Source organism: Candidatus Pantoea rara, assembly GCF_051136265.1.
GTDB lineage: Bacteria > Pseudomonadota > Gammaproteobacteria > Enterobacterales > Enterobacteriaceae > Pantoea > Pantoea rara.
In genome coordinates, this window is record NZ_CP194942.1 from 3,896,094 (window position 1) to 3,910,332 (window position 14,239).

Annotated in this window: 11 protein-coding genes; 7 read left to right on the top strand and 4 right to left on the bottom strand. The window is 55.7% G+C overall.

Annotated features, from left to right (window positions below; translation table 11 throughout):
- The first annotated feature begins 156 nt into the window (after positions 1-156).
- The 5 genes from ACR8BF_RS18320 to ACR8BF_RS18340 all read left to right on the top strand — a co-directional run bounded on the left by ACR8BF_RS18320 (position 157) and on the right by ACR8BF_RS18340 (position 5,559).
- Positions 157-873 (top strand): DUF3053 domain-containing protein, encoded by a 717-nt coding sequence (locus ACR8BF_RS18320; protein ID WP_179898970.1) that lies wholly within the window; start codon positions 157-159, stop codon positions 871-873.
- Between the two features lie 430 nt (positions 874-1,303).
- Positions 1,304-3,238, top strand: a complete 1,935-nt coding sequence (locus ACR8BF_RS18325) for a PTS mannitol transporter subunit IICBA (protein ID WP_179898969.1) — start codon at positions 1,304-1,306, stop codon at positions 3,236-3,238.
- A 96-nt stretch (positions 3,239-3,334) separates the two neighbouring features.
- Complete coding sequence (mtlD, locus tag ACR8BF_RS18330) at positions 3,335-4,483, top strand: mannitol-1-phosphate 5-dehydrogenase (RefSeq protein ID WP_434745383.1); 1,149 nt, start codon at positions 3,335-3,337, stop codon at positions 4,481-4,483.
- 64 nt (positions 4,484-4,547) lie between these two features.
- Complete coding sequence (gene mtlR / locus ACR8BF_RS18335) at positions 4,548-5,093, top strand: mannitol operon repressor MtlR (protein ID WP_133248908.1); 546 nt, start codon at positions 4,548-4,550, stop codon at positions 5,091-5,093.
- A 103-nt stretch (positions 5,094-5,196) separates the two neighbouring features.
- Positions 5,197-5,559, top strand: coding sequence for a YibL family ribosome-associated protein (locus ACR8BF_RS18340; RefSeq protein WP_013359626.1), 363 nt, complete (start codon positions 5,197-5,199; stop codon positions 5,557-5,559).
- A 9-nt stretch (positions 5,560-5,568) separates the two neighbouring features.
- On the opposite strand, the gene ACR8BF_RS18345 is transcribed toward ACR8BF_RS18340, so the two are convergent.
- From ACR8BF_RS18345 to ACR8BF_RS18355, 3 genes are all read right to left on the bottom strand, one after another.
- Positions 5,569-6,537 carry a VirK/YbjX family protein gene (locus ACR8BF_RS18345; protein WP_179898967.1) on the bottom strand — a complete coding sequence of 323 codons (969 nt, stop codon included), beginning with the start codon at positions 6,535-6,537 and terminating at the stop codon, positions 5,569-5,571.
- A gap of 202 nt (positions 6,538-6,739) precedes the next feature.
- Complete coding sequence (gene sodA / locus ACR8BF_RS18350; protein ID WP_179898966.1) at positions 6,740-7,357, bottom strand: superoxide dismutase [Mn]; 618 nt, start codon at positions 7,355-7,357, stop codon at positions 6,740-6,742.
- Between the two features lie 282 nt (positions 7,358-7,639).
- Positions 7,640-8,980 carry an aspartate aminotransferase family protein gene (locus tag ACR8BF_RS18355; protein ID WP_292985171.1) on the bottom strand — a complete coding sequence of 447 codons (1,341 nt, stop codon included), beginning with the start codon at positions 8,978-8,980 and terminating at the stop codon, positions 7,640-7,642.
- Between the two features lie 206 nt (positions 8,981-9,186).
- Between ACR8BF_RS18355 and ACR8BF_RS18360 the strand changes: the two genes are divergently transcribed.
- Complete coding sequence (locus tag ACR8BF_RS18360; protein ID WP_179898964.1) at positions 9,187-9,960, top strand: DeoR/GlpR family DNA-binding transcription regulator; 774 nt, start codon at positions 9,187-9,189, stop codon at positions 9,958-9,960.
- Here the strand turns inward: ACR8BF_RS18360 and fdhD are convergent.
- The gene (gene fdhD / locus ACR8BF_RS18365; protein ID WP_179898963.1) at positions 9,957-10,781 is read right to left on the bottom strand and encodes a formate dehydrogenase accessory sulfurtransferase FdhD; all 825 of its coding nucleotides are present in this window, start codon (positions 10,779-10,781) and stop codon (positions 9,957-9,959) included. The two genes, ACR8BF_RS18360 and fdhD, sit on opposite strands and share 4 nt — an antisense overlap.
- Positions 10,782-11,176: 395 nt before the next feature.
- On the opposite strand from fdhD, the gene fdnG reads away from it, so the two are divergent.
- Positions 11,177-14,227, top strand: coding sequence for a formate dehydrogenase-N subunit alpha (fdnG, locus tag ACR8BF_RS18370; RefSeq protein ID WP_434745384.1), 3,051 nt, complete (start codon positions 11,177-11,179; stop codon positions 14,225-14,227).
- The last annotated feature ends 12 nt before the right edge of the window (positions 14,228-14,239 follow it).

The following is a 14,239-nucleotide window of genomic DNA, read 5'->3' on the forward strand; positions in this document are numbered from 1 at the left end:
TGCTTTAACGCGCAGGCGATCCCATTGTGTAACCGGTGTTGAAGAAAGCATCTGTTTCACAGGTGGTTTCACATTGTGCCGTGACGGCGGTTTGTTCTATTCTTTAGGCCATTCCTACCTGGACATCAGACAGTTTCACCGACAGGAGTTGACCCAATGGCTTCAGGACTTACACGCCTTATGGCACGTGGCGGTATTATGCTCGCTGGCGCGCTGATCGTGCTGCAACTCACCGCATGTGGTGATAAAGAAGGCGAGCAGCGCAAAGCATTTATCGATTTTCTCCAGAACACCGTGATGCGCAGCGGCGAACATCTTCCCAGCCTCAGCGAAAATCAGAAGCAGAGCTTTGGTAACTTCGCCAGCGATTACGCCATCATGTATGGCTTCTCGCAGCAGGCGAACAAAGCAGTTGAACAGGGTATGCGTCCGGTGGTGGATGAGCTTTCTGCCATTCGCGTTCCGCAGGATTACCTCACTCGTCGTGACTCCCTGCGTCAGGCTAACAGCGCACTGGTGATCGTCACCCAGCAAATTGAAAGCGCAAAAATGCAGGCTGACAGCAGTAAAGCGGCCCTGAAGCAGTCGGATGACCTGAAAAAAGTCTACGACACCGCTTACAACAAAGTGGTAACGGTGCCCGCCAATCAGCTGATTCCGCTGCTGCCAAAACTCCAGGCGCTAAGCCAGGGCGCGGTGCAGGCTGGCGATTTCCTGCAAACACAGGGAACCCGTGTCAGCTTTAATGATGGCGGTGTCCAGTTCCCGACTCAGGATCAGGCGTCGCAATATAACGCGCTGATGAGCACCTTATCCGCCAATTCGCAGGCGCTTCCTCAGGCACAGGCTGCCGTTCAGGGTGGTCTGCAGTAAACTCGCTTTACGGGCAGGCGTTGATCGTCTGCCCGTCTCTTCTGCTTTTTTCGCTCCCCCATCACCCGCTGAATGAAGTGTGATCTGGCGCATTTTTGACCAAAAATAGTTTGTGATCTAAGTCACATTTATATAACAAATACCCCACAGCTAAGTGTGATCCACCTCACAGACAACCGCCCATCCTGCTTAAAAAAACGGCAAAACAACCGCTTACGCCTGTAAAAGTGTGATCGAAGTCACGATAACCACCCCCGCCCCCACCCTTAATGAGTGATATAGATCACACTTATTCTGCGCGCTACGCAGTGTCAAATTCGCGTGATAGAGTCCGCGTGCATACAGTAATACCACCGGCAATGCGTCGGGGTGGCTAAACAAAAACAAGCGCGCTCTCCTATTGAAGCGCGTCTCAATAAGGGGTGGGTTTATGTCCTCATCAGTGAAGGTCAAAGTACAGAGCTTTGGTCGCTTTCTGAGTAATATGGTGATGCCAAACATCGGGGCGTTTATCGCCTGGGGTATCATCACCGCGCTGTTTATTCCAACTGGCTGGATCCCGAACGAAACGCTGGCCAAACTGGTTGGCCCAATGATCACCTACCTGCTGCCACTGCTGATCGGTTTCACCGGTGGGCGTCTGGTGGGCGGCGATCGCGGTGGCGTGGTCGGTGCAATTACGACCATGGGTGTGATTGTCGGTGCCGATATGCCGATGTTCCTCGGCGCGATGATTGCTGGTCCGCTGGGCGGCTGGGCAATAAAGTCGTTTGACCGGGCGATTGACGGCAAAGTCAAAAGCGGCTTCGAGATGCTGGTTAACAACTTCTCGGCCGGTATTATCGGGATGATCCTGGCACTGCTGGCGTTCCTGGCGATCGGTCCGCTGGTTGAAGGTCTGTCACACATTCTCGCCGCAGGCGTGAATCTGATGGTGCAGAACAACCTGCTGCCGCTGACCTCAATCTTTGTCGAACCGGCGAAAATCCTGTTCCTGAACAATGCCATTAACCACGGCATCTTCTCACCGCTGGGTATTCAGCAGGCGAGTGAAGCAGGCAAGTCAATCTTCTTCCTGATCGAAGCCAACCCGGGTCCGGGTATGGGCGTGCTGATGGCCTACATGTTCTTTGGTCGTGGCAGTGCTAAACAGTCTGCGGGTGGTGCGGCAATTATCCACTTCCTCGGCGGCATCCATGAGATCTACTTCCCGTATGTGCTGATGGCTCCTCGCCTCTTGCTGGCGGTAATCCTGGGCGGTATGACCGGCGTCTTCACGCTGACCGTACTGAACGGCGGCCTGGTTTCACCAGCCTCACCGGGTTCCATCCTGGCCGTGCTGGCGATGACACCAAAGGGTGCCTACTTCGCGAACATCGCCGCGATCGCCGCTGCTTTCGCTGTCTCCTTCGTCGTGTCCGCTATCCTGCTGAAAACCAGCAAAGTTAAAGAAGATGACGATATCGAAGCCGCGACTCAGCGCATGCACGAGATGAAAGCGCAGTCTAAAGGTCAGGGCGTGGCGGGTGCAGCAATTGCCAGCGATGCCATGAGCGTTGAACTGCACCACGTGCGTAAAATCATCGTCGCCTGTGATGCCGGTATGGGTTCCAGTGCCATGGGTGCAGGCGTGCTGCGTAAGAAAGTGCAGGATGCCGGTCTCAGCAGTGTGTCGGTAACGAATACCGCGATCAATGCCCTGCCGGGTGATGTTGATCTGGTCATTACCCACCGTGACCTGACCGAACGCGCCATTCGTCAGGCCCCGCATGCGCAGCATATCTCGCTGAACAACTTCCTCGACAGCGCACTCTACAGCACGCTGACCGAACGTCTGGTCGCCGCTAACCGCAGTGACGTGCATCGCGCAACGGTGAATACCGCCCTGTCCGATAGCTACGACGAAGGTAATGCGCACCTGTTCAAACTGGGTGCGGATAACGTCTTCCTCGGCCTGACCGCCAGCAACAAAGAACAGGCGATTCGCTTTGCCGGTGAGCAGCTGGTGAAAGGCGGTTACGTTGAGCCTGAATATGTTGAAGCGATGCTGGCGCGTGAGAAACTGACGCCAACCTACCTCGGTGAGTCGATTGCAGTGCCGCACGGTACCGTCGAAGCAAAAGATCGCGTGCTGAAAACCGGCGTGGTGTTCTGTCAGTATCCGGCAGGTGTTCTGTTTGGCGAAGAGCCGGACGATGTCGCGCGCCTGGTGATTGGTATTGCTGCCCGTAACAACGAGCACATCCAGGTGATCACCAGCCTGACCAATGCGCTGGATGATGACAGCGTGATTGAGAAGCTGGCGAACACCACCAGCGTGCAGGAAGTTCTGGATCTGCTGTCAGGTAAGCCTGCGATCGCGTAATTCAGAGCAATTATTTTCCCTGGGGCGGTCATGCCCGTCCCGATTTCCTGGGGGGGGTTTGCCCGCCCCATCGTCATTTGATATGGGTCAAAAATTATGAAAGCGTTACATTTCGGAGCAGGAAACATTGGTCGCGGCTTTATCGGCAAATTACTGGCTGATGCAGGTATCGAACTGGTTTTTGCGGATGTGAATCAGACGGTGCTGGATGCACTGAACGCGCGTCATGAGTATCCCGTTCATGTGGTTGGCGAGCAGGCCAAAGTGGAAATGGTTAAAGGGGTCAGTGCGGTCAACAGCACCCGCGATGAGATCATCACTCTGGTCTCTGAAGTCGATCTGGTCACTACCGCCGTGGGTCCGCAGATTCTGGAGCGTATTGCCGGCAGTGTGGCAAAAGGTCTGGCAAAACGCAGCGACAACGGCAACACCCGCCCGTTAAATATCATTGCCTGTGAGAATATGGTGCGCGGCACCAGCCAGCTAAAACAGCATGTGCTGAAGGCGCTGCCGGAGCACTATCACGCCTGGCTGGAACAGCATGTCGGCTTTGTGGATTCCGCTGTCGATCGCATTGTGCCTCCTTCTGACGCGGGCAGCACCGATCCACTGGAAGTGACTGTTGAGACTTTCAGCGAGTGGATTGTCGATAAAACCCAGTTTAAGGGCGACCTGCCGACCATTCCGGGCATGGAACTGACCGATAATCTGATGGCGTTTGTTGAGCGTAAACTCTTCACCCTGAATACCGGCCATGCCATTACCGCCTACCTCGGCCAGCTGGCCGGTCATCAGACTATTCGTGACGCTATCCTCGACGAAAAAATCCGGGCCGTCGTGAAAGGCGCGATGGAAGAGAGCGGCGCGGTGCTGATTAAGCGTTACGGTTTTGACGCGGATAAACATGCGGCCTACATCCAGAAGATTCTGGGTCGTTTTGAAAATCCGTATCTGAAAGATGATGTTGAGCGCGTAGGCCGTCAGCCGCTGCGTAAACTCAGCGCGGGCGATCGCCTGATCAAGCCGACGCTGGGTACGCTGGAATATGGTTTACCGCACGCCAGTCTGGTGCAGGGTATTGCCGCCGCGATGCGCTATCACAGCGATCAGGACCCTCAGGCGCAGGAGCTGGCCGCGCTGCTGGCAGAAAAAGGCCCACAGGCGACGCTGGCTGAAATTTCAGGACTGGACGCCGACAGCGAAGTCGTGGCTTCTGTGGTGAGCGCCTGGCACGCTATGGCATAATGCGCGCGTGTTAGTGACGCAAGCCGGGCGCAGTTCGCCTGCGCCCAACGGCGGTATAAAACCCATGCAGGCAATAATGGAAGAGAAGCAGGCTTTTGAGAACCGGGTGCTTGAGCGCCTGAACGCCGGTCGTTCGGTGAGAAGCTTTCTGATCGCCGCTGTTGAGCTATTGGCTGAAGCCGTCAATTTGCTGGTGCTGCAGGTGTTCCGCAAAGATGACTATGCGGTCAAATATGCAGTAGAGCCACTGCTGCTGGGCAATGGTCCTCTGGGCGAGCTGTCGGTTCGCCTGAAGCTCATTTACGGACTTGGCGTTATCAGTCGCCATGAATATGAAGATGGTGAACTGCTGCTGGCGCTGCGCGAAGAGTTGAATCACGACAGCGGCGATTATCGTTTTACTGACGATGAAATCCTTGGTCCATTTGGTGAGCTGCACTGTGTCACCGCCTGGCCGCCCGCGCCGGTGTTTCACACCGAAGATGCAGAGCTGCGCAGCATGCAGCAGCAGCGCTATCTGCAGATGGTGCGATCCACTATGGTCCTGTCACTCACCGAACTGATTGCCCGCATCAGTATGAAGCAGGCGTTTAAAAAGTCCGGCAGCTAATCCTTTCAGGCGCCATCACGGCGCCTTTTTCGTCTTAACCTGAGCGGGAATATGCGCCAGATTTGGTGTATCCTTGCCCTGTTTTCCTCAACGAGTTGTTGTCATGAAAGAGCAAGAAAAGAACGAAATCAAACTTCTCAGCGATAAGCTGGACGCTTTGAACCGCAAAGAGCCGCAGTTACTCGAATCGGGTGATGTCGAGAAACTGGGCGCGTTGCTGAAAGAGAAAGAAGCGCTGGTCATTGAGATTGAGCGTCTGCGCGGTCAGCGGGTTGAAAAACTCAGTGCTGAAGCGCAGAAGCTGCAAAAAATGGGCTTCAGCCGCGAAATTACCAAGAAAGAGCAGGCAAATCTGGGTGCGCTGAAGAAAAGCGTGCGCGGCCTGGTGGTGGTGCATCCAATGACCGCGCTGGGACGTGAGATGGGTCTGAAGGCGATGACCGGCTTCGCTAAAACCGCATTCTGACGGGGTCGATCAGGCAGCAGCCTGATCGACATCGGCTTTGCGTTCGCCGGCGGCGGCATACACCTGCTCCGCCAGCGCATCCAGCAGTTCATAACGGCGGCGATACTCTGCCCGCTTCTTACTGGCGATCTCCTCCAGCGTTTTACGCGGCAGGCTCAGCGGCAGTGTAAACATCCCATCTTTGCGCGCTTCACCACTCAGCGACAGCCAGAACTCACTGTAGCTGGCAAAGAACTTATCCCCTTTGCTGTGACGATAACGCAGGCTGCGAAATACATGCGTCTCATCGCCCACCGCCTGAATACTTTCCACGCCGCACTGCTTAGCAACAATAAACACAGCTTCCATTAATAGGCGTTTCGGAAAGAGACCGTGAGCCGCTTTAGTCGCCTCGCGGATCATTTCATTATTGATATGTTTACGCGGTCCCTGTAATCCGCCAATTAACAGCGTGCGCTGGTTATTCTCGTTGAGAATAGAAAATGAGAGCGAAGCAATAATTTCGTCATTATAACGCAATACCAGCGTCACTTCCCCTTCCCTGTCGAAATAACCTGAGCTGCAGGAGAGGATAAAGGTCTCACCATTTTTACCGGTCAGTGTAGCCAGCACATTATCCGTGGCGCTCTGCAGTAACTGACGCAGCAGGGGATTGTCCAGATTATTCATCAGGCTGTAATGATCAATTATCGCCTGCGCACGGGCAGCAATGCTCAGCCCTGAACGCAGATAGGGCCGGTGCAGCTTGGCTGGCAGCAATCCCTGCGTGCTCATCAGCAAGGGGAGTTGCGGTAAGTGCGACAGCGCATTCAGGTAACGCAGCGTCGTCAGCGGCGATATTAACGTTCTTAATACAAATTTCAGGCGAAAACGTTTACTCCGCCAGAGTTTATCCGGAACGGTTTTCCCACTAATTAACTGAAAAAATAGCGATGCAGAGGATTCAGTCGTATTTTCCTGAGTAGTTATAATTGACATAGTCAGCGACACACTGTGAGTTAAGCAAGGAATGTCAGCGAACATAACATAGCCAATATCAACGGCAGGTTAATGTGGAATAACATACAAACTGATAATTGACGATTTCTGGTACATTTTGGTAATGCACAAAATAGAGATAAAAAAAACCGGCGAAATAAATTTCACCGGTTTATCTTCATTGCGTTTACGTTTGGTTAACTTATTTAGCAGAAGCGAAGCGGGCTGCCGCTTCGTCCCAGTTAACGACGTTCCAGAACGCTTTGATGTAGTCAGGACGCTTGTTCTGATACTTCAGGTAATAAGCGTGTTCCCACACATCCAGACCGATGATCGGGAAGCCAGAAACGCCAGCAACCGCTTCACCCATCAGCGGGTTATCCTGGTTTGCGGTAGAAACCACAGCCAGTTTGTCGCCTTTCTTAACCAGCCATGCCCAGCCAGAACCGAAACGGGTCGCAGCGGCTTTCTCGAACTCTTCCTGGAATTTTTCAACGCTACCGAAATCTTTCTCGATAGCCGCTTTCAGGTCGCCCTGCAGCGTGGTGCCGATTTTCAGGCCTTTCCAGAACAGGCTGTGGTTAGCGTGACCGCCTGCGTTGTTACGCAGTGGGCCTTTTTTGTCTGCTGGCAGCTGATCCAGTTTGGTGATCAGCTCTTCTACCGGCAGATTAGCAAATTCAGTACCTTCCAGCGCCGCGTTCGCGTTGTTCACATAGGTCTGGTGGTGTTTGGTGTGATGGATCTCCATCGTCTGCTTGTCGAAATGCGGTTCCAGTGCGTCGTATGCGTAAGGCAGGGATGGCAGTGAATAACTCATGTTCTTCCTCTCCATTTAGTTTGAGCAGCACGACGAATTCGGGACGTGCCGCGTAAGCAGTCGAATCATTATAGTTAAATTCATGTAGCGTAAAAGGGTAATCAATGCCCTATTAACCCTAAGGATTTGCGAAACCCGGCATTAGCAACCCGTTGTTTTTTCAGTGTGCTGTTGCTAAATCGGCCTTTTCTGTCTCATCTGACCGGGAACGCGGCGCGCTGAGGTCAGGCTGCCAGCCAGCACGCCTCCCGCCCGGACGCCGCGTCTGCCCTGCCCTGGGCGTTACTGACCCAATTCGCGCAGTGCGTCGTCGAGTGCACCAACCAGCCAGTCGATGTCGCTCTCCTGGAAAGCCAATGGCGGACGCAGTTTCAGCACATTCCCATACGGACCGGCAACTGAAGTCAGCACACGATGTTCACGCAGCTTCTCGATCAGGTTCAGCGCCAGCGTTTTGTCCGGCGTTTTGCTGTGACGATCGGTGACCAGTTCAAAGCCGATAAATAGCCCGGCCCCGCGCACATCGCCTACGCATTCATAGCGGTCCATCAGAGTTCGCAGCTCAGCCAGTAATTTTGCGCCGACCACGCGACTGTGCTCCTGTAATCCCTCTTCAGTGATCACTTTCAGCACTGCCTGGGCCGCCGCCATCGCGACCGGATTGCCACCAAAGGTATTGAAGTAAGGAATTGAGTCACTGAAGGCAGCCAGCACGTCACTTTTTGCCAGCAGTCCGGAAACCGGAATGCCGTTGCCCATTGGCTTGCCGGTGGTGATGACATCAGGCACCACATCGTGACGGCCAAAGCCCCAGAACGCGTCACCGGTACGGCCAAAGCCAGGCTGAACTTCATCAGCAATAAAGATGCCGCCGTTGGCATGTACCACCTCGACTGCTTTTTTCAGGAAGCCGCGCGGATTAGGCAGCACCCCATCTGATGAGAAGATCGAGTCCGCCAGGAAACCGGCAAATTTAATGCCGTGCGCCGCCATGTCATCAATCTGCTGCTGAATCTGGTCAGCGAACCAGTCGCCCAGGTCAGGCGCATCCACACGATAAGCATCCGGCGGCATCACCAGCCGCGTAGTTGGAGCCAGCGGCTGTCCACTGCCCAGCGCCGGAGACGCGCCAGAGGTCAGTTCACTGGTGCCGTGATAGGCCTCTTTACTGACAATAATGCCGGTTCCGCCGCTGAAAGCACGCGCCACGCGGATCGCCAGGTCATTGGCTTCCGAGCCGGTGCACATGTACATCGCGCGATCGATCGCCTCAGGCGTGGTCGCCAGCAGCGCTTCGCTGTAATCCAGAATATTTTCATGCAGATAACGGGTGTGGGTGTTCAGCATTTTCATTTGCTGCGTCACCGCTTCAATCACGGCCGGATGGCAATGACCGATGCTCGCTACGTTGTTGTAGACGTCGAGATATTTATCGCCCGCCGCGTCCCACAGATATTGCCCTTCACCCCGCACCAGATGAACCGGTTTGCGGTAGAACAGGCGATAGGATTCGCCAAGCACTTTACTGCGTTTATCGGTCAGTTTGCGCGTGTCGCTGTCGAGCGCATCGGCATGTTCGGCGCGGAAACTGTTGGTATCCATAATAGTGGAACGCGTGGCCATAATGACTCCCGTTACAAGGATGAAGGAGGAAGAGCTGACCCTTGTATCATGCCTGCCTGAATCTAAAATGCAACCAAATACACAAACACAATAAAATACACATGACGCAGACCAATGACCGCGTTAAGCTTGCCTCTGATTCAGACGGAATCTTTCGCTTCAGTGGCGTATCATCCAGGCTCTTCGCGCTTTAAAAGGAAAACTCTATGCTGCAGGAAACGCGCCTTCATCGCATCCGTGCCTTACTGACCCGACTTAATCAGGTGAGTACTGAGCGCATTATCAGGGAGCTGGGGGTGTCTCGCGAAACCGCGCGCCGCGACATCATTGAGCTTGAAGCACGGGGTCTGGCGCGCCGCGTTCATGGCGGACTGGTGGCGATTGAAACGGCGGCTGAACCGCCGCTAACGGAACGCCGCAGCACCCAGACCCGCGAAAAGCGCACCATCGCCCGCGCCGCTGCGCAGTTGCTGCAGCCCGGACAGACGCTGTTTCTGGATGCGGGCAGCACCACCACACTGCTGGCGGAGGAGCTACATGCTCTTTCTGGCCTGACCATAGTGACCAACAGCCTGCAGGCCGCGCTGGCGCTGAGCGCCGGAGAAGAAGATCAGCCGCTGAATAATCAGATTATTTTGCTGGGCGGGATGATGTCGGCGGGTGCGCAACAGACGCGCGGCGAAATTACCGTGGGCGAGATCATCCGCTATCGTGCTGATGTTGCGCTGCTGTCGCCGGTGGGCATTGAAGCGGGTAACGGTGCCAGCAGTTTTCACCCGCATGAAGCGGCTATCGCCAGGGCGATGGTGCAGCAATCCGCTGCCTGCTATCTGCTGGCCGATTACACCAAACTTGGCGTGGTCAGCCGCACGGTTTACGCGCCGCCGCAGGCAATCTCCCTGCTGATTACCGACAGCGGCGGCGAGGGTGACGCTCTTGAGGCATTACAGCAGACGCTGCCAGAGGTGATGGTGGTTTAACGCAGTCGCTGAGGATGGCTGTAGACCGTGGCGCGGCCAGGTTTACTGAACCCGACCAGCGTCAGATTGCAACGCTCAGCAACCTCAACCGCCAGGCGGGTCGCGGCTGAGACCGCGAACAGGATCTCGACGCCGCACATGGCGGACTTCTGCACCATTTCATAGCTGGCGCGGCTGGAGACCAGCACCGCGCCCGGTCCCCACTCTGACTGGCTGCGATACCCCAGCAGCTTATCCAGCGCCACATGGCGACCCACATCTTCACAGCCACCAGCCAGCTGACCATCGGGCTGGATCCATGCGGCCGCATGGGTGCAGCCGGTTTTTTGTCCCACAGGCTGATAATCTTTCAGCTGACCCAGGGCCCGATCCAGCTGGTCCAGCGCGAAGGTCTGGGTAAACGGCAGCGGAGAGAGTGGCTTACCGATCTGGTCCAGCTGTTCAACGCCACACACACCGCAGCCAGTCCGGCCCGCCAGCGCGCGACGCTGCGCTTTCAGCGCCATAAAGCGGCGGCTGGATAGCTCAATCTGAACCTCAATACCGTGACAGCCCGGCACGATGTCCATGCCGAAAATGTCGCCAGGCGCGTCGATGATGCCCTCTGACAGCGAAAAACCCAGCGCAAACGCCTCCAGATCTTTGGGTGTGGTCATCATCACCACGTGAGAGATACCGTTGTAGACCAGCGCCACCGGAACTTCGTCCGCCAGCCAGTCATCCTGTGCATCAGTCAGATCAGCACGCTGCCACACCTGCGTCTTGCTGACGCCAGCCTGAGTTGTTAAATCTTCGCCTGAAGCAGGCTGGAAAGCTTTCAAAATTTACGACCCGTTGTTAACAAATTATGTCATTCAGTGCCCGATGCGGCACAGCACTGACGAGCCCTGATTCTGCCTTTTAGACCCATTCAGCGCAAATAAACAGCGGAGCAATTCATGCGGTTCTCTTCCCCAAAAGGCGTAGCCACGCCTGCTGGCGAAGACAATGCGAATAGTTATCTTTTACGCGTTAACATCGGTAAGCATAAAACAACAGTAATCATCTGGGCCGTCTGAAAATCTGCTTGCAGCGCCGATCCGTTAGCGAGGGTTTTTAACAAAATTGAGAAAAAGAATTACTAATGACTAACCTGTTGACCCTGGTCAACTTACAGGCAAAGAGTGCTGCTATTTTGCAAGGCTTCGCAATGGAGCCAATAAAGAAGAACGATAAAATGCAAATGAACAGACGGCGTTTTTTCAAAATCTGTGCTGGCGGGTTGGCGGGCACCAGTGCGACGTTACTTGGTTTTGCCCCCACCACAGCCTTAGCCAGCGTCCGAGAATTCAAACTCATTCGCGCCAGAGAAACCCGTAATAACTGCACCTACTGTTCAGTCGGCTGCGGCATGCTGATTTACAGCCTGGGTGATAGCGCAAAAAATAGCTGCGCCTCGATTTACCATATTGAAGGCGATCCTGACCATCCGGTCAGTCGCGGCTCGCTCTGCCCTAAAGGCGCAGGCGTGCTCGACTTTATTCACAGCGAACAGCGACTGAAGTACCCGGAATACCGCGCGCCAGGTTCTGATAAGTGGCAGCGCATCAGCTGGGATGAGGCCTTTGAGCGCATTGCCCGCCTGATGAAGGAGGATCGCGATGCCCATTTCCAGGCCACCAACGCCGCTGGCGTCACGGTTAACCGCTGGCCCACCACCGCCATGCTCTGCTCCTCTGCCGCCAGTAATGAGACTGGCCTGCTCGATCAGAAATTTGCCCGCGCGCTGGGTATTCTGGCGCTGGAAAACCAGGCTCGCCTGTGTCATGGCCCGACCGTGGCTGCGCTGGCCCCCAGCTTTGGGCGCGGTGCGATGACCAACAACTGGAATGACATCAAAAACGCTAACGTGGTGATGATCATGGGCGGCAACCCCGCCGAGGCGCATCCGGTTGGCTTTAAATGGGTGATTGAAGCTAAAACCCATAACAATGCGCAGGTCATCGTGGTCGATCCGCGCTTTAATCGCTCTGCGGCCGTCGCCGATCTCTACGCGCCACTGCGTGCGGGCAGTGATGTGGTGTTCCTGATGGGGGTGATCAACTATCTGCTGCAACACAATCAGATTCAGCAGGAATATGTTCGCGCCTTCACCAATGCTGCACTGATCGTCAGCGAAGGCTTTAGCTTCAGCGACGGGTTGTTCAGCGGCTACAATGCTGAAACCCGTCAGTACGATCGCCAGAGCTGGCACTATGAGCTGGATGAAAACGGCCATGCGCGACGCGATGAGAGCTTCACTCATCCCCGCTGCGTGCTGAATCTGCTGAAAACCCACGCCAGCCGTTACACCCCGGAAATGGTGACGCGCCTGTGCGGCACGTCGCAGGAGTCCTTTATTGCGGTGTGCGAGCAGCTCGCTTCCACCTGTGTGCCGAATCGCACCGCAACCATCCTCTATGCGCTGGGCTGGACCCACCACACTAACGGCTCCCAGATTATCCGCACGGCAGCAATGATCCAGCTGCTGCTGGGCAATATCGGTATGCCAGGCGGCGGCATCAATGCACTGCGTGGCCACTCTAACGTACAGGGTTATACCGATCTTGGTCTGCTGGCGCAGAGCCTGCCAGGCTATCTTCCTCTGCCATCTGAGAAGATGACTACACTGGCAACGTATCTGCAGCAGGCCACGCCGGTTTCACCGCTGCCAGGCCAGGTCAACTACTGGCAGAACACCGACAAATTTTTCGTCAGTCTGATGAAGAGTTTCTACGGCGATCACGCCACGGCAGAAAACCAGTGGGGCTACGACTGGCTGCCGAAGTGGGACAAAAGCTACGACTGCATGGCGCAGGCGGAGATGATGGAGCAGGGGGCGCTGAACGGCTGTCTGATTCAGGGTTTCAACCTGCTGGCCGCCTTCCCGGATAAAAACAAAGCAGTCCGGGCACTGTCGCACCTCAAATTTATGGTGGTGATCGATCCGCTGCGCACGGAAACCGCCAGCTTCTGGCAGCATCACGACGAGTTCAACGACGTCGATCCAGCTAAAATTCAGACCGAAGTGTTTCGCCTGCCCTCTTCCTGCTTCGCGGAAGAGTCAGGCTCGGTGGCGAACTCGTCACGCTGGCTACAGTGGCACTGGGCTGCCGCCGAACCCCCTGCGGAAGCCCTGCACGACGGTAAAATCCTTGGCAATCTGTTCATGCGTCTGCGCGCCCTTTATCGCGAGGAAGGCGGTGCAACGCCTGAGCCGCTGATGGCGATGCGCTGGGACTATCGCGATCCGTCTAATCCTGAGCCGGAAGAGGTCGCGCAGGAGAACAACGGCCAGGCGCTGGCCGACATTTACGACGCCAGCGGCAAGCTGCTGCTGAAAAAAGGCCAGCAGCTCAACGGCTTCTCAGAGCTGCGTAACGACGGCACCACTGCCAGCGCCTGCTGGATCTACAGCGGCAGCTGGACGCCGGAAGGCAACCAGATGGCACGACGTGACAACGCCGATCCGTCCGGGTTAGGCGCGGTCTCCGGCTGGGCCTGGGCCTGGCCCGCTAACCGCCGCATTCTCTACAATCGCGCCTCCGCTGATGCACAGGGTAAAGCCTGGGATCCGAATCGCCGGCTGATTGAGTGGGATGGCACACGCTGGCACGGCATCGACGTACCGGATTATCCGGTAACGCTGTCGCCGCAGCAGCAGGCCGGTCCGTTTATCATGCAGCCTGATGGCCTCGGCCACCTGTTTGCGCTCGATAAGATGGCCGATGGCCCCTTCCCGGAACATTACGAACCGATGGAAAGCCCGCTCGCTGACAACCCTCTGCATCCGCATCAGCGCCATAGCCCGGTCGTTCGCCTGTTCAGCAGCGACGCTGCGCAAATGGGCGAGGCCGCTGATTATCCCTGCGTCGCCACCACCTATTCCATCACCGAACTGTTCCGCCACTGGACCAAGCATGCCCTGCTGAACGCGATTGCGCAGCCGGAGCAGTTTGTTGAAATCGGCACAGAACTGGCAGAGGAGAAAGGCATTCAGGCCGGAGACAGCGTCAAAGTCTCGTCGCGCCGTGGCTATATCAAAGCCAAAGCGGTGGTAACACGTCGTCTGCCACGTCTGATGATAGACGGCAAGCCGGTCGATACCGTGGGCATTCCCTGTCACTGGGGCTTTGAGGGCACCACGCGTAAAGGCTTCCTCGCCAATACGCTGACGCCTTCAGTTGGCGATGCCAACTCGCAGACCCCGGAGTACAAGGGATTTTTAGTGAAAGTGGAAAAAGCGTAACGGTAGATGACA